Source organism: Humiphilus diazotrophicus (assembly GCF_059726315.1).
The window spans coordinates 1,962,657-1,984,290 of sequence record NZ_AP040870.1 but is presented as its reverse complement, the minus strand read 5'-3'; the positions used below and the strand labels follow the sequence as shown (position 1 = coordinate 1,984,290).

Annotated in this window: 13 protein-coding genes; 9 read left to right on the top strand and 4 right to left on the bottom strand. The window is 51.8% G+C overall.

Features of this window, described 5'->3' with window-relative positions:
- Positions 1–18 precede the first annotated feature (18 nt).
- From AC6I7T_RS09310 to murG, 6 genes are all read left to right on the top strand, one after another.
- Positions 19–1,527: a UDP-N-acetylmuramoyl-L-alanyl-D-glutamate--2,6-diaminopimelate ligase gene (locus AC6I7T_RS09310; protein WP_497793091.1), complete on the top strand. Its 1,509-nt coding sequence runs from the start codon at positions 19–21 to the stop codon at positions 1,525–1,527.
- Positions 1,524–2,897, top strand: a complete 1,374-nt coding sequence (locus AC6I7T_RS09305; RefSeq protein ID WP_497793090.1) for a UDP-N-acetylmuramoyl-tripeptide--D-alanyl-D-alanine ligase — start codon at positions 1,524–1,526, stop codon at positions 2,895–2,897. Before AC6I7T_RS09310 ends, AC6I7T_RS09305 begins: the two co-directional genes overlap by 4 nt.
- 200 nt (positions 2,898–3,097) lie before the next feature.
- Positions 3,098–4,234 carry a phospho-N-acetylmuramoyl-pentapeptide-transferase gene (gene mraY, locus AC6I7T_RS09300; protein WP_497793089.1) on the top strand — a complete coding sequence of 379 codons (1,137 nt, stop codon included), beginning with the start codon at positions 3,098–3,100 and terminating at the stop codon, positions 4,232–4,234.
- A 46-nt stretch (positions 4,235–4,280) separates the two neighbouring features.
- The gene (murD, locus tag AC6I7T_RS09295) at positions 4,281–5,657 is read left to right on the top strand and encodes a UDP-N-acetylmuramoyl-L-alanine--D-glutamate ligase (protein ID WP_497793088.1); all 1,377 of its coding nucleotides are present in this window, start codon (positions 4,281–4,283) and stop codon (positions 5,655–5,657) included.
- A complete protein-coding gene (gene ftsW, locus AC6I7T_RS09290; protein ID WP_497793087.1) occupies positions 5,642–6,733 on the top strand; it encodes a putative lipid II flippase FtsW in 1,092 nt (363 codons plus the stop codon). Before murD ends, ftsW begins: the two co-directional genes overlap by 16 nt.
- 4 nt (positions 6,734–6,737) lie before the next feature.
- Entirely contained in the window at positions 6,738–7,829 is a 1,092-nt protein-coding gene (gene murG / locus AC6I7T_RS09285; RefSeq protein WP_497793086.1) for an undecaprenyldiphospho-muramoylpentapeptide beta-N-acetylglucosaminyltransferase, read from the top strand.
- A 44-nt stretch (positions 7,830–7,873) separates the two neighbouring features.
- On the opposite strand, the gene AC6I7T_RS09280 is transcribed toward murG, so the two are convergent.
- Complete coding sequence (locus tag AC6I7T_RS09280) at positions 7,874–8,398, bottom strand: hypothetical protein (RefSeq protein ID WP_497793085.1); 525 nt, start codon at positions 8,396–8,398, stop codon at positions 7,874–7,876.
- A 196-nt stretch (positions 8,399–8,594) separates the two neighbouring features.
- Positions 8,595–8,930: a hypothetical protein gene (locus AC6I7T_RS09275; protein ID WP_497793084.1), complete on the bottom strand. Its 336-nt coding sequence runs from the start codon at positions 8,928–8,930 to the stop codon at positions 8,595–8,597.
- 242 nt (positions 8,931–9,172) lie between these two features.
- Between AC6I7T_RS09275 and murC the strand changes: the two genes are divergently transcribed.
- The 3 genes from murC (at position 9,173) to AC6I7T_RS09260 (ending at position 19,401) form a co-directional block, all read left to right on the top strand.
- Positions 9,173–10,543, top strand: a complete 1,371-nt coding sequence (gene murC / locus AC6I7T_RS09270; protein ID WP_497793083.1) for a UDP-N-acetylmuramate--L-alanine ligase — start codon at positions 9,173–9,175, stop codon at positions 10,541–10,543.
- 823 nt (positions 10,544–11,366) lie between these two features.
- On the top strand, positions 11,367–15,017 hold the full coding sequence (locus AC6I7T_RS09265) for a carboxypeptidase-like regulatory domain-containing protein (protein ID WP_497793082.1): 3,651 nt from the start codon (positions 11,367–11,369) through the stop codon (positions 15,015–15,017).
- A 688-nt stretch (positions 15,018–15,705) separates the two neighbouring features.
- Positions 15,706–19,401 carry a carboxypeptidase-like regulatory domain-containing protein gene (locus AC6I7T_RS09260; protein WP_497793081.1) on the top strand — a complete coding sequence of 1,232 codons (3,696 nt, stop codon included), beginning with the start codon at positions 15,706–15,708 and terminating at the stop codon, positions 19,399–19,401.
- Between the two features lie 111 nt (positions 19,402–19,512).
- On the opposite strand, the gene AC6I7T_RS09255 is transcribed toward AC6I7T_RS09260, so the two are convergent.
- The gene (locus AC6I7T_RS09255) at positions 19,513–20,304 is read right to left on the bottom strand and encodes a hypothetical protein (RefSeq protein ID WP_497793080.1); all 792 of its coding nucleotides are present in this window, start codon (positions 20,302–20,304) and stop codon (positions 19,513–19,515) included.
- 72 nt (positions 20,305–20,376) lie between these two features.
- The gene (locus AC6I7T_RS09250) at positions 20,377–21,633 is read right to left on the bottom strand and encodes an HlyD family secretion protein (RefSeq protein WP_497793079.1); all 1,257 of its coding nucleotides are present in this window, start codon (positions 21,631–21,633) and stop codon (positions 20,377–20,379) included.
- Position 21,634 lies beyond the last annotated feature (1 nt).

Here is a 21,634-nt window from a genome sequence, read left to right as displayed (position 1 = left end):
TCTAAAATCCATATTTCTATGCAATGGAATCAAGTACTCGCTGGAATAAAGTTTTCACGCCGTAGCGGATCCAATCCTGAAATTGCGGGGATCGAATATGATTCGCGTCAGGTACGTCCCGGCTCGCTCTTTGTCGCAATGAAGGGGGGCAGCACGGACGGAAACCGTTTCGCAGATGCAGCAATAGCCTCCGGTGCTGCCGCGATTGTGACCGATTCGAGTGAGAGCTTTGCTCAACTCAGCGATAAGAAGCAGATTGCTGTCGTCGAAGTTCAGCATGGACGCGAAGCTCTTGCTGCTTTGTCTTCCAACTTCTTTGGCAAGCCGGAAAACCGGTTAAGCCTGACCGGTGTTACGGGAACAAACGGCAAGACCACAACTGCTTTCCTTACCGACGCTATGCTGAACAGCGTTGGTCGCAAGACGGTACTGGTGGGGACGATTGAGTATCACGTCTGCGGCGAAGTTCGTTCCTCGCCTCATACCACGCCGGAGTCACGTGACCTTTTTGAATTGATGTCCGATGGAGTGGCTTGCGGGGCAAGCGAGATGGTGATGGAGGTTTCTTCTCATGCGCTTGATCAAGGTCGCGTTGCGGGGCTGGGATTTGATGTCGCTATTTTCACTAATCTCACGCGAGATCATCTGGATTATCACGGCACCATGGAACGGTATTTCGAAGCCAAGAGGAAGCTCTTCGACGGAGCGAATGGACGACCTCCTCGCGTAGCAGTTGTGAATGCAGATGATCCCTACGGTCCGCGATTTATCGATGCAGCAAAAGCTTCGGGCGCGGAGGCTTGGTCGTACGGCTTGAAAGAGGCGGAATTTAAGGCCGAAGAGATTCGGATGGCTGCGTCAGGCATGAGTTTTCAGCTCAAGACCCCATTCGGATCTGTTCCAGTCAAGACGCGACTCACCGGTCGAGTGAATGTGTATAACTTCCTCGCAGCTGCGGCTGCAGCCTGTGGTCGTGGTTTGTCCCTCGAAGAGATCGGGCGTGGTGCAGAATTGTTGCCGTGTGTTCCCGGGCGTTTCCAGACAGTAGATAATGGCCAGCCCTTCACCGTAGTGGTGGATTATGCGCATACCGACGATGCACTGCGAAATCTTCTTGTTCTGGCAAGAGAGTTTGTATCACCACATAAAGGCAGAGTGATTACGCTCTTCGGCTGTGGTGGAGATAGAGACAGAACAAAACGTCCGTTGATGGGCAAAGCTGCGGGGGAGGCAAGCGATTTTGTTGTGCTGACTTCGGACAACCCGCGCAGTGAAGAACCACGAGCCATCCTGAAGGATGTTTTACCGGGTTTGGCAGCAACAGGAACTGCATTTGTCGAGGAGCCGGATCGCGCGACAGGAATCCGCGAGGCTCTGCGGCAGGCGCACCCGGGTGATATCGTGTTGCTCGCAGGCAAGGGCCACGAGAAGATCCAGATCCTTGCCGATCGCACCATTCCTTTTGATGATGTGACCGAAGCAGCCAAGGCTTTAGCTGAGCTTGGTTTTCGAGGAGAGAGGGCATGAAGCTGGGACTCGAAGAGATTGCACGTTGGAGCGATGCCAGGATCGAACCTGCAGGAGCGAAGGGAACAGCTACAGGCTATTCCATCGATTCCCGAACCCTTCAGAATGGCGAGTTGTTCTTTGCTGTGAAGGGAGAGCGATTCGATGGTCACGATTTTGTAGCTACGGCAAAAGAGCATGGTGCCTGTGCCGCAGTTGTGTCGAGTGCGAAAGCTCCAGCACTGAACTCTCTTGGTCTCACTTTGCTTGTAGTGGAAGACCCTCTTCTGGCCTTGCAACAGCTGGCCTCTGCTGTGAGGAAGTACTGGGGCAAGCCGGTTGTAGCGGTGACGGGAAGCGCTGGAAAGACGACCACCAAAGAAGCGATTGCCGCCGTTCTTTCCAAACGTTTCCACGTATTGAAGTCAGAGGGCAATCTGAACAACGGTTTCGGGCTCCCTTTGCAGTTGTTGAAGCTGCAGCCTGAGCACGATATGGCCGTGATTGAAATGGGAATGTCTCATCCCGGTGAAATTGCCATGCTTGCGAAGATTGCCTCTCCCGAATGGGGTGTCATCACAAACGTTGGGCATGCGCACGCCGAGAATTTTTCGGACGGACAAGCCGGAGTTGCTCGAGCCAAATATGAGCTGGTAGAGGCGCTGCCTGGAAACGGAATCGCATTCCTAAACTGCGACGACCACTATGTCTCGCAATTTGGAAGAGATTTTCGAGGCAAGGCCGTTTACTTTGGCTCCGGCCCCTGTGCCGATCCTCGCGCCGATCAGATCGAAGAGATATCGGGGCGGACTCGCTTCCTCCTTCACTTCGAGGACAAGCAGGCATCGGTTGAACTGCACTTGTTGGGGAGACACAACGTTCAGAACAGCCTTGCAGCGGCCGCTGTAGGTCTGCAGGCGGGAATCTCTCTCGAAGAATGCTGCGCAGCTCTGGAAGGGTTACGTCCAACCGGAAATCGTGGCGAGGTGCTAACGCTCCGGGGCGCCACGATCATCAACGATTGCTACAACTCCAATCCTGAGGCACTGGCGTCCATGATTCATACTCTGGCCGGGATGAAGGGAGAGCGGAGGATTGTTGTCGCAGGTGAGATGCTGGAGCTTGGTCCCGAATCGACGGCTTTGCACCGGAGTTGTGGCGAAAAGGCTGCGCGAGAAGGAATCGATCTGCTGCTGGGGGTTCGCGGGAATGCGCAATATATCGTGGCTGGTGCCAGGCAGGGCGGAATCACCGCGACTTTTGTCGATTCTCCGCAGGCTGCCGGTGAGTGGTTGAAGACAGAGCTGCGTCCGGGGGATGTGGTTCTGATGAAGGCATCGCGTGGTGTGCGCTTGGAGCAGGCTCTGGAGAAGCTGAAAGAATCCAGCTGATAAAGCGGTCAGCTAAAGTCCGGTCAGCCGGCTTCGCTGCCTCAGCTTGATAGGAAATGAATGCAGAGAGGGGATAGCAGATATTTTTTGCTCGGACGGCGAAGCCGTCGCCAACCGGACTTTAGCTGACCGGATTTTAGCTGCCCGCTTCTTAGCTTCTTGTAAGATTAACCACAACGCCCACATCCGCCGGAGGAAGTTTGCTCTACTGGCTCCTATATCAGAAGCTGTTTCCTTACTTCAGACCTTTCCGTATTTTTCGGTATCTGACGTTTCGCACCGCCTTTGCCACGGCCACGGCGCTGCTTATTGCACTTTTGATCGGTCCTTATGTGATCGAAAAGCTTCGTGAGTTTCAGATCGGCCAATATATCCGCGAGGAAGGCCCCAAGCAGCACCAGAAAAAGGCAGGGACGCCGACAATGGGCGGCATTCTGATATGTCTCGCCATTTTGCTGCCAACTTTGCTGTGGGCCGACCTGACAAATCCTTTTGTCTGGCTGACAGTTGGTTCTACTCTGGCTTTTGGCGCAATTGGTTTTGCCGACGACTACATCAAAGTAATCCATCGCAGGAATCTGGGACTTACGGCCAGAGCCAAGATGGCGTATCAGATTCTGGCAAGTTTGGTTGTCGCCACCGTGCTAGTGGCGATGCAGTTCCAAGGGAGCTACTCCACTCATCTGATCGTCCCTTTTATCAAGCGTTTTCGGCCAGACCTGGCGATTCACGCCCTTGGTTCGTTACCGCACCTGGGCATGTTGGCGTTTCTGCCCTTCATCGTTTTTGTTACGTTGGTGATTGTCTTTTCCAGCAATGCTGTTAACCTGACCGATGGTCTCGACGGTCTGGCAATAGGATGTACGATTATTGCGGCTGGAGCTTTGACCGTTCTGACCTACGTAAGCGGGCATGTGGTCTTTGCGGATTATCTGGAATTGCAGCGGATGCCGCTCGTTAGCGAGTTGACGGTCTTCTGTGGTGCCATGGTGGGAGCAAGCATCGGATTTCTGTGGTATAACGCACATCCGGCAGAGATCTTCATGGGAGATGTCGGTTCTCTGGCTTTGGGTGGTGCTCTGGGTACCGTGGCTGTGATCATCAAGCAGGAGCTGTTGTTGCCCTTTATCGGCGGAATTTTCGTGATAGAGGCTGTTTCGGTGATTCTGCAGGTGGGAAGCTATAAACTGCGCAATGGAAAACGCATCTTCAAAATGGCTCCTTTGCATCACCATTTCGAGTTGATGGGCTGGTCAGAGTCAAAGGTGATTGCGCGTTTCTGGATTGCGGCACTGATATTTGCATTATTTGCCCTGACCACATTGAAATTGAGATAAAGCCGGTGGCGTCAGTGTCGCTGCCGAAGAAAGAAGCAGGCTGGTTATGGAATTGAAAGGTAAAAAAGTTCTCGTTGTCGGGCTCGGCAAATCCGGTTTGTCTGCGGCACTATTTTTGCGGAATCAGGGTGCGCAAGTCACGGTCTCCGATGTTCGTAAGGCCGAGGCCTTGGCCGATGAGCTGCCTCAGCTTCTGGACGCGGGTGTCATGGTGGAAGCCGGAGGACACGGACTTTTAACCTTCCGCAGACAGGATTTGATTGTCGTCAGTCCCGGTGTGCCGATACAAACTCCGGAACTGGTACAGGCGAAGAGCTTCAACCGCCCTGTTATTGGAGAGTTGGAGCTGGCCTCGCGCTATCTGAAGGGCAACATTCTGGCCATTACCGGTTCGAACGGGAAAACCACCACGACTACCTTAGCTGGCGAAATCATGAAAGCGGCGGGAATTCCAACGGGTATTGGTGGCAATATCGGACGCCCGGTTATCGATCTGGTAGAGGAGAGCCGCGAAGATGGCTGGTCCGTTCTTGAGGTCTCCAGTTTCCAATTGGAAACCACCGAGGAGTTCCGCCCCCGTGTGGCCGTGATCCTGAATATCACTCCCGACCACCTGGATCGCCACGGAACACTGGAAAATTACGCGCTTACAAAGGAACGCATCTTTGCCCGTCAGACGGGAGCGGATTTTGTCGTGCTGAATGCTGACAATTCTCGTGCCGCGGAAGCCGCGTCGCGTGCTCCTTCACAGGTGTATTGGTTTAGTCGTCAGAAGTCTGTTTCTGTCGGCTGCTGGGTTGAGAATGACTGGATCGTCTTCCGCCGTGAGGGTGGAGAGGTGGAGCGAGTCATGCCGGTTGCTTCCATTCCATTGAAGGGGAAGCACAATCTGGAGAATATTCTGGCGGCTGTGTGCTCGACGCACCTGGCAGGTGCTTCCATTGCATCGATTCGTTCGGCTGTCGAGGCTTTCCATGCGGTGGAGCATCGTTTGGAGCATGTCGCAACGATCAATGGCGTGGAATACTACAACGACTCCAAGGCCACCAACGTAGATGCGACTGCCAAAGCAATTGAGTCGTTTCCCGGAAATATCCACCTCATTCTGGGTGGCAAAGATAAGAACTCCGACTACAGCGAGCTGAACGCTCTTTTGCGTCTGCGTGTAAAGGCTGTTTACACCATTGGTGCTGCAGCTGCAAAGATTACTAGTCATATTGGTGGCACTGTGCCGATCATCCCAGCAGCGACTATGGAGAATGCTGTTTCCAAGGCTGGTGACGCTGCGAAGCCTGGAGATATCGTGCTTCTGGCTCCCGCTTGTTCGAGCTTCGATCAGTTCCAGAGCTACGAGCACCGCGGACGTGTCTTCAAAGAACTGGTGATGAAGCGACAAGGGCATAAGGCATGGCAAAACGCGTAGGAGTGGACAAGTGGTTGTTTGGCATTACCTTGCTGTTGGTGGTGATTGGCCTGGTGATGGTCTTCAGCGCCTCAGCTGTAATGGCAAATGACCGCTACGGTTCTCCCTATGCATTTGTAGTAAGGCAGGCAGGTTGGGCTGTTGCGGGACTGATCTCGATGGCCCTGCTGATGCAGGTGAATTATCGCTACTACAACAGGACGGCTTTTGTTTTTCCTGCTATCGGCGTCACAACCCTGCTGCTGTTGGGTGTCCTTTTGGGGCCAGCTTCTCATGGAGCGCACCGCTGGGTTCGTTTTGGAGGGTTTAGTTTTCAACCCTCCGAGATTGCCAAACCTGTTCTGGTGTTTTTCCTGGCCTGGTTTCTGCAGAACCGGATGCATCAGATTGAAGATTGGCGAAAAACTATCCTTCCGGCAGCACTCCCCAGCCTTATCTTTATCGCTCTCATTGTGAAAGAACCCGACCTTGGAACAGCGCTGGTTTGTGCCGGTGTGACGGCGCTCATGCTGTATCTGGCGGGAATGGATTTCAAGTATCTGATCTATGCAGCTTTGGCTGCTGCTCCTGTTTTATACGTGTTGCTATTCCGGGTAGCATTTCGACGGCAGAGAATGCTGGCTTTCATCAACCCGGAGGCCGATCCGCAAGGGAGTGGATTCCATATTATTCAGTCCTTGATTGCCGTCGGATCGGGAGGTATTTTCGGCAGAGGTTTTATGGAGGGTATCGCAAAGCTTTTCTACCTGCCTGAGCCTCATACCGATTTCATTTTTGCCAATATTGCGGAGGAGCTAGGGCTACTCGGCGCATTGGTTGTTCTTGGCTTGTTCATCGCTCTTGGTTATCGGGGCCTTCGGGTGGCAGTCCTTCTCAAGGATCCTTTTGCCCGCTTCGTTGCGTTTGGCCTTACGACGACCATCTTGGGACAGGCATTTTTTAATATCAGCGTTGTGATCGCATTGCTTCCTACCAAAGGAATTCCTTTGCCCTTCATCTCCAATGGCGGAACCTCGCTCTTCTTCATGTTGGTCGGTATGGGAGTCTTGCTGAATATCACCAGGGAGATCGACTAGATAGATGGGAGTGCTGCGGGTTCTGATCGCCGGTGGAGGAACCGGCGGGCATATTATTCCTGCGCTTGCGATTGCCAGGGAATTAACTGAGCGCTATGGCGCTGAAATTCGCTTCGTTGGAACTTCGCGAGGCTTGGAAACTCGTCTGGTGCCACAGGCCGGATATCCCCTGGATCTCATCCAGGTTGGTCAGCTGAATAACGTCAGCCTCTTTACGCGTCTGAAAACCTTGATGGGGCTTCCTCTCGGGATCTTCTCCTGCTTTGGTCTGCTACACCGGTTTCGTCCTCACGTGGTGGTCGGCGTAGGCGGGTATGCTTCCGGGCCGGCTATGATTGCGGCGATCATGGAGCGAATTCCCACACTGGCTTTTGAGCCGAATGCAATGCCAGGGATGGTAAATCGCAAAGTCGGCAAGTGGGTATCTGCCGCAGCAGTGAATTTTCCACCCGCCATGCGCTATTTCCGCAACGCTCAAGCGACTGGAATTCCTGTGAGAAGGGAATTTTTCGAGCTACAGCGGCGGGATCCAGCTAGTTCCTCGCAACGTCAGTTGCTGGTTTTTGGTGGAAGCCAGGGAGCCAGAATTCTCAATACCCTCATGCCACAGATTGCGGATCGACTGCTGAAGGCAATTCCGGGGCTGACGATTCTGCATCAGGCTGGAGCGCGTCATGCTGAGGCCACGCAGGCGGCCTATGCTCAAAGTGGAGCAGATCCTTCCCGCTGGCAAGTTCATCCATTTCTCGATGACATGCCTTTACGTTTTGAGGCGGCGGATCTGGTGCTCTCTCGAAGCGGTGCCAGCACTGTAGCGGAGTTAGCGGCAGCAGGAAAGGCCTCTCTGCTCATTCCCTTCGCGGCTGCAGCAGATGATCATCAGCGAAAGAATGCAGAGGTTCTGGCAGAGGATGGAGCAGCTCTCCTGCTGTTGGAAGCAGAAGCATCGCCTGAACGCCTATTAAGGGAACTTCTGGTCCTGCTTGAGAGTCCGGAACGCTTAAGGCAGATGGGGGAGACCGCCCGGAAATTTGCGCATCCGGATGCCTCAGAACGAATAGCCGAAATGGTGTCAGAGCTAGCTAAGCAGAAATAGCAAAAGCCCGGATGACCGGGCTTTGCTACTGATTTTGATTGTTGTTAGCGGTGTCCGCCGCCACCATGAAAGCCTCCGCCTCCATGGAAACCACCACCGCCGTGGAAGCCTCCGCCGCCACTAAAGCGAGGACCGCCTCCGTATCCGCCATTCATGTGTGGAACTCCACCACCCCCGTAAGGATGGCCATAAGCTCCGTATCCGCCTCTATATGGGCCTATCGGACGTATTGGGGCGTAACCATGACCGTACCAGCCAGGACGACCTCCGTAGTAATAACCAGCTCTGTGCCAGCCCCCATAATAGGGTCCATGCCAGTGATACCAGGGACCTGCACCGATAAAGACGCCACCGGCGAACCAGTTGGGGCCGTAATAGCCATACGGAGCACAAGTGTAGGGATAGTAAGGATAGTAGCCGTAATCGCAGACCGGCGGACCATAAGCCACGACTGGTGGCGGTGGAGCAATAACAGGTCCAATGCCAATACCCACTACGACTTCAGCACGGGCAGCTGTAAAAGGCAGTGCCAACAGACTGAGGAAAAGAAGTGAACGTAAGATCCGCATAGCGGAAGCCCTCCCCCGGCTTGTTCCTGTTCCCTTGCTAGCCGGAAGCCATACCAAGCTTACGATTGGTGCGACTGATAATTAGAACAAAATTCGGGCGGGGAAGTTGCGGATTTCCTTCATTCTCTATCTGAAAATAGCGGGAGGGTGCCTGTACGCACCCTCCCGTGGACGACCAAGCCGGTTTTAGTCCCGCTTACCGGTACCAGCCACGGTGATATCCGCGGTCATGGTAGTAATCACGGGCATGCTCCCAGCGCTCGTGCTCTCTCCACTCGTGCTCACGCCATTCATGCTCCCTCCACTCGTGAGCTGCCATCCAGCGCCCGGGAACCCAGGACCGGCCCACGTAGTAGCCTTGCACCCAGGTGTATCCAGGGCCAGGACATGGCGGTACGTACACAACCGGTGCCGGAGCAGGGTAAACAACCGGAGTTCCGATTCCAATAGAAACACCGATCTGTGCTGCATGAGCGGCACCTGCCGCAAGAGCAAGGGCCCCAACGAAAAGCAATGAACGGAGTGCACGCATAATGTCCTTCCTTTCAGCCCGATTCTGCAATCGCGAATTCGAGCCGGCTGCTCAATGCTCAACTTCCGGGCATCTCAGCCGTTTCTATGCCGATTGAACAGTGGCTTGAAGAAAATGTTGCGGGAAAGGATGTGGGAATCTTAGGCGAAAAAGTTGCGTTGCAATCTGGTTTCCCGTGCTGTTCATCCGTTGCTGGAAATACGCTAAGAGCTGTTTTGTTTTAAAGTTAAGGTTTCAACGTCATGTTTGCAAAATCACAGAGAGTGCACTTTATAGGGATCGGCGGTATTGGCATGAGCGGTATCGCGGAGATCCTCCTAAACATGGGATATCCGGTTTCCGGATCGGACTTGAAGAGGTCTCCCATAACCGACCGCCTGGTTTCGCTTGGAGCTGTGGTCTTCGAAGGTCACGATGCGGTAAATGTCGTCGGCTCCGGTGTTGTCGTAACCAGTTCTGCCGTACAGGCGGAGAATCCGGAAGTCGTTGAGGCTCGTCTTCGCAAGATTCCAGTAATTCCTCGAGCCGAGATGCTTTCGGAGTTGATGCGTCTCAAATATGGCATTGCGATTGCGGGTATGCACGGTAAAACGACAACCACTTCCATGGTTGCCTCCGTGCTTGCAGCCGGTGGGCTCGATCCGACTGTCGTTGTCGGGGGGAGAGTCGATTCTCTAGGCTCAAATGCGCGTTTAGGAAAGTCGCAATATCTGGTGGCCGAGGCCGATGAGAGTGATCGCTCGTTTTTGAAGCTCTCGCCGATTCTATCCGTCGTGACAAACCTCGATAGAGAGCACATGGATTGTTATCACGATATGGAAGATGTCGAGGGAGCCTTCCTCGAATTCATGGATCGTGTCCCTTTTTATGGCTGCTGCGTGGCATGTCTGGACAATCCTCAGCTAGCATCCATCCTGCCCCGTGTTCGCCGTCGCGTCTTCACCTACGGCACAACATCGGAAGCCGACTTTGTGGTTCGCAGCCTGCCTGCGATTCCGGGAGTCTCTTCACGATTTGAAGTTGCAGCACCGGGCAAGGTCTTAGGTCCCTTTGAATTGCATGTTCCAGGGCGCCACAACGTCCTAAATGCAACAGCTGCGGTGGCTATTGGCTGTCAGCTGGAGATCAGTCCCGAGCAGTTGATCGAAGGTATCAAGAACTTTCACGGTGTCGATCGCCGCTTCCAGCTCAAAGGCTGTGTTAAGGGAATCGCTGTTGTCGACGATTACGGACACCATCCCACAGAGATTCGCGCTACGCTCAGCGCTGCACGAGAGAGCGGCTATAAGCGGATTTATGTAATCTTCCAGCCACATCGTTATACGCGCACCCGCGACCTGATGGGCGAATTTTCGACTGCATTCGAGGACGCCGATGTAGTTCAGGTCCTGGATATCTATGCCGCGAGTGAACAGCCAATCACTGGTGTAACGGGCGAGGCCCTGTCAAAGGTTATTCGTGGACCGGAAGTTCATTACGCTCCTTCACCCGCTGAGGCTATAGAGCGTGTTGCTAGAGGGGCCAAGGACGGCGACTTAATTCTTACGTTGGGTGCCGGAAATATCTCTCAAGTTGGGCCTCAGGTTCTGGAAGCACTGGAGAAAACGGTCTAGTTTCCGTCATCGCATCCTGGTTTCAGAATCAGAATAATCTCTCGATTCTGAAACCAGGGAAAATAGCTCTTTCTCTCCTCGCCGTTCTAAACGATAAAGAACTGTAATTCGTTGAAAGTATCCTCCAACATATCTACGTTTCTCTACGACCGTAAGGCCTTCCACTTTTCGCGCAAATTGAATCGATCAATGAAAGAACTGTTATTTGCGCGTCTGGCGCGGGTTGCTATCAGCAATCAGCACGCCCAATGTATATCTTTATGAAAAAGAAATACTTACTGATACATTATTGAATAATTCAATAAGATGAAGCCTGCGAATGTCCAAGAGAGCCTTGTGTCTCGCTAGAAATACAAAAATAACGACTTATCTGTTTTTGCATGGACTTCTAAAAAACATAGCTGGTTATGCGATTTAGTAGAAGGATTCTGTCGAGTAAGTAGCAAAATCTTTTACAGAAAATGCTTGACAATCGTTACTCCACATCGATAGTTTCCACCTCGACTCTCCTGCTAAATCGTTTACGTAGGGATGTCGAAGTAAATCAATGGAAACGATTTCAGACATGTTGTTGTCGCAGCTGAAGTAATCTCCTTATCGCATACATATTTTTACTCAGTGGTTAGGAGCTTCAGCGGCATCCCAGGGGCATTTGTGTAAAAGTTTACAAGGGTCGGCCAGAGTGATTGAAGACCCTCGTATAGAGCATATCCATGGCCTGATCGGACCTCGATCACCGCGCCTGTGCCCCCGCCTGAGATCAGATTTCCTACCGGAAGCAAGTGTGCTTAAAGCACACCAGGCCACGATCTTAGGAGGAATCATGACGATAGAATTTCTATCTCATATACGCAGGTTGGCAGGCTTGAAGGCACTATGTGCCCTGACTGTATGGCTGTGTCTCTTCTTGTCTGTTTGGGCCATACATGCACAGCTAATCACCGGAACATTTTCCGGCACAGTACAGGATCAGACTGGGGCTGTCCTCGCTAACGCAACGATTACCCTTTCCAATCAAGCAACGAAAGATATTCGGCGAACCATGAGTAACTCTAGCGGATACTTTACTCTTGCTGCGGTTCCGCCTGGCACCTACTCTGTCGTTGTTGAAGCTCGAGGTTTTAAGAGCTGGAGGCAGGCCGATTTAAGCATTAATCCGGGGGATTCACGCTCTATCTCCGGAATACAGATGGTTGTGGGTTCTTCGAGCGAAAGTGTTGAGGTAGCGAGTGCCTCTCAGGAGATTGTTCCTACGGACAATGGTGAGCGCTCCGCTGTTATTTCCAGTAAAGATATCGAGCGCCTTTCGATAGAGGGGCGGAATGCATCGGAACTGTTGAAAATCCTGCCCGGCGTTACCTCAGTTGCAAACGGTACAGGAAACGGACTTGGCTTTGACTTTACAAATGCCTCTTCTACTGGCAGTGCGGTTGGGGTGGGACTCTCAGCCAATGGCGCTCCCTATCGTGGTGGCACGGCATACATCCTGGATGGGGCAAACATTATCGATCCAGGCTGTAATTGCTGGTCGATAGCGGTCGTTAACCCCGACATGACTCAGGAAGTAAAGATTCAGACCTCGAACTTTGGAGCTGACAACGCAAACGGCCCAGTTATCATGAACTCGATCAGCAAATCTGGATCGGCAGAGTTTCATGGTCAGGCCTATCTGTATACACGCAATGGTGTCTTGAATAGCAATCTTTGGGAAAACAATCACAACAATGTGAAGAGAACCGGCGATGCCTATTACTATCCCGGAGGCAATGTCGGCGGACCTGTCCGGATTCCAGGAATCGATTTCAACAAAACCAACAAGCTGCTTTTCTGGACGGGATATGAATATTTTTGGCAGAACTTGGGTTCGGGAACCATCTTTCAATCCTGGGTGCCAAGCGATGGCATGAAAGCGGGCAATTTTACGGCGAGCGGTGCAGGGAATGCTGCTCTTTGTCCGAGTGGATTTACCTCAGATGCCACCAACTGGTGCAACAATCTTTCCGGCGCTTATGGTCCCGACGGAACCCCAATTACCAATGCTGCGGCTATTCCTGTAGATCCGGGGTCTAAAGCTCTCATGTCCTTATTCCCTGCTGCCAATGTGGACCCTACTAGCCACAACGGCTACAACTATTACAAGGCTTACCCCACTCAGCACAATGGTTTTCTCTGGCGTGGACGCCTCGATTACAACTTGAGTGAAAACACCAAAATGTTTGCTGCCTATCAGGAAGGCCGGGACAGCAATGAGAGTCCGGCTCACATGTGGTGGAACCCCACTGGAGCTGTTCCATATCCCGGTGGTGCCATCGAGAACTCTACTATCTCCCGTGTGCTGACTGCCAATTTCCTGAATATCATTACCCCCACTTTAACGAATGAGTTCGTAGCGGCGTGGGGATGGGTGACAAGTCCGAACAAGCCTAAAGACATTTCCGCATCGTACATCTCGACTGTTGGATATCCTTACGGAACCGTCTTCAATAAATCCAAAGTGGCTCCTGGAATCACCAGTGCAGGCACAAGTACCTTCCCTGATATGTCGCAGCCAGACATATGGGGAAGCAGCGGGTATCCTTCACAGAAAGCTACGCCATCGTTTAGTGACAACCTGACCAAGGTATATAGGTCCCATACTTTCAAGGTGGGCGCCTTTACCGAGCTGGTCAATAATTACCAGGGCAGCTTCGTAAATTACAACGGCGTTTTCAATTTCAATAGCGCAGTACAGGCTGATCCTCTCAATGGCAATAAGCTGATCGGATCGAATAATCCTACCGCAAATCTGGTGATGGGAATTGCGGGGAGCAAAGGTGGCACAGCTGCTTTTACTCAGACGAATTCCGATCCTCTGACCAACATGGCGTATCGCACCACGGCGTTTTATGTGATGGATGACTGGAAGGTTTTTCCTCGCCTGAGCGTCAATATTGGTTTTCGCTTTGACCATATCGGCCGTTGGTACGATCGTTCCGGACAGGGAATGGCTGTTTGGTATCCCAGCCGTTATCAGGACGATTTAGCTGCAGGAAAGACCTATCCCGGCGTCTCCTGGCATGGCGTTGAGCGTAAAATTCCCAACTCAGGTTCTCCGACTCGCACAGCCTTTACCTCACCTCGTTTGGGCTTAGCCTATGATCTTTTTGGCACAGGCAGGACGGTGATACGCGGAGGCTGGGGGCAATATCGCTGGAATGATCAATACAACGACTATGGCGGTCCGTTGGGCACTGCCCAGGTAATGAAGACCTATAACAGCCCATCGGGTAATGTGACCTTTGCTGAGATCAGTGCTCTGGGTAGTAGCGCATCCGGTCTTGGCAGTGCCGCTTCCAGCGTAAGCGTGGCGGATCCGAACGACTATGAAGTTCCGGCCACGTATGCCTATAACCTCACAGTTTCTCAACAGATGCCGTGGAGAACATTGTTCGAGATAGCCTATGTCGGGAATAACACCAAAGATCTCCTGATGGGTGGCCAAAGTGCCGGGGCAGCAATTGCAAACGGCGCCTTCTATAACCAGAACAAGATCGCTTTGGGTGCGGTCTTTAAGCCCGATCCAGTTACCGGAGCAGCTGCTCCGGCCGATCCGGAAAATACTGGATCGTACAACCTGACAGACTACTATCCGTATTACAAGGGATACGGACAGAACCCTATCAACATGAGTACCCACGTCGGCTACTCCAATTACAACGGATTGCAATTGGCTTGGGTGAAACAGACGGGACGTTTGAGCTTCAACCTTAACTACACCTGGTCTAAGTCAATGGGCATCGTGAACAGCACGCTGGATGCCTTTTCTGTACATGGCAACTACGGTATTCTCAATATCGATCGTCCCCATGTCATCAATACTTCTTATGCTTACAGCTTCCCAACTTTCTACCGAGGCAGTTCGAAGTTGCTCGGCGGAGCTGTCAATAACTGGAATATCTCCGGAATTACCACCTGGCAGGCTGGAGGGAATCTCCAGGCTTTATATAGCCAGAATTTGGGAATGACGATCAAGGACACTACCTCAGGACAAAACCTGACTTCCTTGACCTATTTCGGAACGAATACTCAAACGGTTTTGCCCGTTCAGACATGCGATCCCAGGAGTGGATTGAAATCTCATCAGCTGGCCAATGCTTCCTGTATTACTCCGCCAGCAATCGGCCATCAGGGAGTCCGTCAGTTTCCTTATCTCAGTGGACCGGGATATAACAATACCGATCTGACAGTCTCGAAATCCTTCAAGATTACGGAGAGGCAGAGGGTCGAGTTCCGGGCCGCAGCATTTAACATTTTCAATCATCCTCTATGGAAATTCAGCTCTAACAGCCTCATTACTCCAACTTTCACAACCACGGACAAAGTAACCTTTACCTCGACTGCTCAAAATAATCTCTCTAAAGGACAAACCTGGGGCATGCTGGATGCAAAGACTGGACGACGGATCGGAGAGCTCTCTGTAAAGTACTCCTTCTAGAGCAACGCAGAACCATTCTGTTCGTCTTTGGTATGAGAGAGGCGCGGCGATAAGCTACGCCTCTCTTGTTGTTAGAGTCTGGATCCTTGTCGTAATGCTGCAACGAGGGAGAGGAATAGCTTCAATATCCAGTGTTGAGTCGCACTGTGCTAGGGGCAGCATATTCCGCCAACGTTTGTTGCCTTAACTTCCGTTTGACCCCTGTTTCCTCCGGGAAAAAGTCCAAGACGCAAGTGCTTGAAATTGTTTATCTTTTGCATCGGAGAAACGCGAATGTCAGCTTATTCGATTTAGTAGAGCCTTCCAGGCATATTTATAAACAATAGGTTCTCAAAAATAACTTGACAACCGTGCTTTCAAACCGTTAGTTTGCTCATCGACTCTTCTACTAAATCGTTTATGTAGATGAAAGTCGCTGTAAATAAAAGGAAACGATTTCAGACATGTTGTTTTGGCAATTGAGAGCAAACCACCCGGGAATGTAATACTCCTTCCTGGGAGCGGGTTTCCCCTCAGGGGCCTGTAAGGGGCAGTAGTAAAACGTTTACGAGAGCGGCCAGAAATTATAAGCTCTTGTGCGTTGTTAAGATGCGCTTGCCGCGCAACGGTTGGTAAGATCCAGTCGTGCTCCCGCCTGAAATAAAGATTTCCTCCATTTGTATTTAACAGAGAACCTCATGGAGGCTATATGAATACTGCGTTTCCTTTGGGGTCGCAATCGCGATTACCAAAAAGGACGTGGAGCTTTTCTGGCTACTTTTTGCTCTTTGCTTTTTGTCTCGCTCTATTGATGGCGATTCCGGCTGGAGCACAATTAACTACCGGCAGTTTGTCTGGAACGGTTTCTGACGCAACCGGCGCAGTCGTTCCCAACGCTAAAATTACACTGTTAAACCAAGGGTCGCACGATATCCGCAACACCGTAAGCAACGGTGCGGGATACTTTACTTTTGCTGCTGTGCAACCGGGTTCTTACACCGTCACGATCCAGGCGACGGGCTTTAGTGGTTGGCGGCAGCCTGATATTGTCATGAACGCCGGTGATATTCGTGAGGTTTCGAATATCCATCTCGCGGTTGGCAGTACTGACCAGACAATCGAAGTTACAGCTACCGGATCGCAGATCGTTGCAACGGATTCCGGTGAACGTTCTTCCTTGCTGAGCACCAAGGACATAGAGAAGCTCTCACTGGAAGGCCGTGACATATCCGAACTGTTAAAGGTCCTTCCAGGTGTTGCCACTGTGCCGAACGGCGTTTCGGGCGGAAGCAATGTCGATTCTTCTAAAAGCTCTTCCATGCAGAGTACCGTCGGCAACGGCTACACCACTAGCGGTGCTCCCTATCGTGGTGGCACATCGTACATTCTCGATGGTGCTGACATCATCGACCATGGAGCGAATTCGAGCTCCATTGCACAAGTCAATCCGGATATGACACAAGAGGTTAAGGTCCAGACCTCAAACTTCGGAGCAGATAGTCCAAACGGACCGGCAATCGTTAACGTCATTAGCAAAAGCGGAAGCATAAACTATCACGGGCAGGCGTACTTCTATGCCCGCAACCAGGTACTCAACTCCAACACCTGGCAGAACAACCAGAACAACACCAAGCGCCAGGATGGAGCTTACTACTATCCGGGTGGGAGCTTCGGAGGACCGGTTAAGGTCCCGGGGACCAACTTCAATAAGAACAGCAAACTTCTTTTTTGGTTTGGCTACGAATACTACAACCAGATGCTTCCATCTGGAAATCCTCTAAAATCCTATGTGCCCAGCGCAGGAATGAGGGCTGGCAATTTCACTTCCAGTGGCGAAGGCAATTCTGTTTTGTGCAGTACCTTCAGTGCTACTGCTACCAACTGGTGTAACGATTTGACCGGAACTGTGCTTCCGGATGGAACTCCGGTTACCAATGGGATCATCCCTGCTGGATATCGCGATGCCGGTGCCCTAGCTCTCATGAAGATGTTCCCCGCAGCGAATGCTAATCCTGCGACCAACGGTGGCTATAACTATTACAAGGCATTCAGTACAAAACAGAATGGTTATGTCTGGCGTTTACGGTTGGACTACAACCTGAACGAAAGCAACAAGGTGTTCTTCACCTACCAGACGGGAAGCAATACCTCGGTTAATCCTGCACACGTTTGGTGGACTCCCGATAGATCGGTACCCTATCCCGGTGGCGATCTCACGCAGCCGATGGTCTCCCGCGTTTTCACCGCAAACATAACTTCTGTTATCAACCCGACTTTAACGAACGAGTTTGTCTTTGCCTGGGCCTGGGGCGACGCTCCATTCAAGCCCTCCAACATCAACGCACTTGCCAAGACAGTCTTGGGCTATCCTTACGCGACGGTCTACAACACTGCATCAAGCATTGTTCCGTCACTTAACAGTGCCGGGCCTCAGACCTTCCCGGATATTTCTCAGCCAGGCTTCTTTACCTCAAGTGGTAAGTATCCTTTGCAGAAGGCGACTCCGGCATTTAGCGATAACGTGACGAAGGTATTCCGTTCTCACACCTTCAAGTTTGGTGGATTTACTGAACTTGTAGGAAATCAGCAAGCTACGTGGGCATATCCGAATGGCGTGCTGAACTTCGATAGCGGGCTGCAATACAACAACGTATATAACCCTGCAGTCACCTCGAAGATTGGCTCTCTGAATCCAGTTGCCAATCTTGTAATGGGTGTTGCTACCAAATTCAATCAGAACAGTTACGAGCCGGTTCAGGATGTTGCGTACCGGGTCATCGCCTTCTACTTCATGGATAACTGGAAGGCGACGCCTCGCCTCACTTTGAACTACGGCTTGCGTTTCGATCATATCGGTCGCTGGTATGATCGCCAGGGCGTGGGCATGGCTGTCTGGATGCCCGGACTCTATGCTGGTGACGTAGCTACGAACAAGGGTGTTGGCTACGGTGCCGTGCCGTTCCCAGGTGTTCGTTGGCATGCTGTTGATCCTGGCATTCCAATGGGCGGCTCTCCGACTCGTATCGCCTATACCTCTCCCCGTATTGGTCTTTCTTACGATCTGGACGGAACCGGCAAGACAGTCATCCGTGGCGGATGGGGTGAGTATCGCTGGAACGATGAACCTGCAACCAGTGCCTTGAGTACCTCCCAGAATCTGCAGAGCTGGAATGTGAGCAACGGTCAATCCATCACGTTGTCACAGATTGGTGCGCAGTCTGGCACCTCAAGCCCATTCCCGGCAGGAGGCATTTCTGCTTCGCCTTATAGCGACCACGAAATACCATTAACCTATGCCTGGAATCTTACTGTCGATCGCGAGCTGCCTTGGAAGTCGCTTGTCGAGGTTGCGTATGTGGGGAACAGTACACATCACATCCTGATCGGTGGACAAAGCGATGGAACGGGTGTTGGTGGTTCGGATTTTGCCAACGTGAATAAGATCGCTCTTGGAGGTCTCTTCAAGAAAGATCCTGTTACCGGAGCGGCAGCTCCTTCCGATCCTGAAAGCGTTCCAAACATCCTCCATTACTATCCCTACTATGAGGGATACGGTACTAACTCGGTCTCCGTAAAGGATCACATTGGCTATGCCAACTACAACGGATTCCAGGTTGCCTGGATGAAGCAGACCGGCCATTTCTCCTTCAACTTTAACTACACCTGGTCTAAGAATCTGGGCATCGTCAAGAGCACGGTCGATGCTTACAATCTCCGCGGTAACTACGGTGTGATGTGGATGGATCGTCCCCATGTCTTCAATGCATCGTATGCGGTTGACCTCGGATCCCTGTATCACGGAGATTTCAAGCTCTTCCGTGGCGCAGCTAATGGATGGACGATCTCTGGTATAACCACGATTCAGTCCGGAGGCAACATCCAGGGTGCTACTTCACAGAACTTGGGACTCAGTATCTACAACCCGGATAAGAATGAGAATCTGACTGGAAAGACTTACTACGGTACGCCCTATAAGCAGGTTCTTCCCATTGTGACCTGCAACCCGAAGAAGGGATTGGCCGATCATCAGTTGGCAAATCTCTCTTGCTTCAGTGCACCTCAGATTGGCCAAGAGGGTGTGCGGCAGATCTCGCCTTATCTCTCCGGTCCTGGGTACAACGATTCCGACCTTTCAATTTACAAGACGTTCAAAATCACAGAGCAGCAGAACCTGCAGTTCCGTGCGTCTGCCTTTGATTTCATGAACCATTCTCTCTGGGGGCTTTCTGACTCAAAGTATGCAACCTTGAAGTTTGTAACTCCCGATGGCGGTAAAACCTTCAGTGCTACGAATTCATCTCTTGGCTTCGATCCTAAGAAATGGGGTGTCATGGATACCAAAACCCCGTTCTCGGGTGCAGGATACGGGAGAATCATAGCTCTATCTTTGAAATACACTTTCTAACTTAGTCATATAACCAGATACAAAAACGGCAGCAAAGCATCTAAGCTTTGCTGCCGTTTCTCTTACAGCGGGCTATTCTTCGGGGATCGCCTGGCTGAAAAGTTTGATTATCTACATCTTCTTTACTTCAAGGAGCGCCGTACTACCCCAGCTAAGATTTATTGTGTGCCGGCGGGATTCTACTTTGATCGTGCCATTACTTGTACTTCCGTTGTCGAGGATGTAGGTAGAGGAGTCGAAGCCATAGAGGCCACAGGCGCTGGCAGAGAAGATTCCAACCGATTGTTCCTTTGTCGTGCTATTGCAGTCGAAATGAGAGTACGGACTTACATATGAAGTCGACGCCAAGTGAGCAAATACTCCGTTTTTCCGGCTGTAGCCTACAAGGTCTCCCCTGGATGAGAGCAATTCTTTTCCGGAGGTAGACCATTGATCGCCGCCAACTTGAACAACAGTGGTGAAGAAGTCAGCACTATCCATTCTGGGGCTCTCCGCTTCGTTGGAAGCAATGGAGCTAGCCAGGGCTCGTACCTCAGCGTGTATCGGAATCGAGGCGCCGTGCTCTTCAATCTTATCGAAAGAGAAGGCGAGTGAAGATGGTGTTTGCGCAGCATACGGCGATGAGTTGAAGGTGAAGGGCTGCGAATTGACAATGTGTCCGGACAACATGGAGCCTTTGGGCACAACCGTTCCGTCAGACAGGGTAACATCCTGCATCGTTCGTGCCTTTAAAGCTTCACCCGTCTTGATCTTTCCGGCTTTCATGGCATAGATGAATTGGACCGGGATCGCCGTCGTGGTTTTTTGACTCTGTGCCTGGCAGAGACCTCCTCCACACATACTTCCCACTCCGGCAACGATAAGAAAGAAGGCTTTACTCAAAAGTGATGGACTGACTTGCATATTGGGGATAACTCCTTCTGCTGTTGATGCCACCCTTGTGGCATCTGATTTATTTCTGTTGAACCCTGTCTCTTAAAAGAGCCGTACCGTCACCTCTACCGACATACCCGGAAGTAACGGTTGGTTCGGATTACTGCTTTCATCGATGTGAAAACGCACGGGAATACGTTGCACAACTTTTACGTAGTTTCCTGTCGAATTCTCTGGGGGGAGGAGGCTGTACTTCGCGCCGGTTGCGCCGCCAATGCTTTCCACGTGACCACGTAGCCGACGCCCATAAGAGTCGATACGGAGGGTGGCGGGTTGCCCAACTCTCATACGACGCAGTTGAGTTTCTTTGTAATACGCCGTTACCCAGAGCTGATTTGTGGGCGAAACCGTGAGCATGAGCTGCCCTGGCTGGACATGCTGGCCGATCTCGACCTGCCGTTGACCGACAATGCCCGCTACAGGTGCAGCAATCGTGGTATACCCCAGATTTAGCTTTGCTTCGTGTAGCTGAGCGAGAGATTCTTTTAGCTGTCCGTCCATTTGAACGACCTTGGCTTGTGCCGTATCGACAACCTGTGGAACCACGCTTGCAGCGACCAACTCGGATTGGCGTTGAGAAAGTCTCTGTCGTAAGGCCTCTGTCCGCGTATGCGCTGCCTTGAGTTCTGCCTGGGCAATGGCTACTTGCTCCTTCTCGGTAATGGCAGTAGTGGCGCGCTGATCGTATTCGGACTTAGAGATCTCATGTGTTTTGACCAGGGATTCGTAGCGCTGTCGATCGGCTTCTGCCAGTTCGAAGGCGGCGCGGGTCTGGGCAAGATGAGCCTCTTTCGATTGTGCCTCCGCGATGCTTTCCGCTAGCTCCGCCTGGGCTTCGGCCACAGCACCTTTTGCACCTTGGAGACGGCTCTGTGCAGTTGGCTTGGTAATGGAGAGATCCAGTTGTGAAGAGGTGAGTTGAGACTGCTCTGCCTGTACCTGTCCTTCGAGCCTGCTCACCGCCGGGGTATAGTCGTCGGGGTCGAGCTTGATCAAAATACTTCCTGCCTGAACGGCGCGAGTATCTTCAGCATCCGGGTTGACCCAGGTTACCGTTCCGCTTATACGACTGCTGATCGGAAGGATATGCCCATCGACCTGAGCGTCATTGGTCGACACGTAGAAATGGGAATATACCGGATAGGCTGCGATACAAAGTAATACAGCGAATACCAAGCCTGCAATCGTCGGCGCGTACTTATGAAGCCTCGTTCTTCGGCGTGAGGTCCCTTTGAAAGATTGTTTGGATGATACGTGAGGTGCGCTATCTATTTCGCGAACTGGTGTACTGGGACTCAAG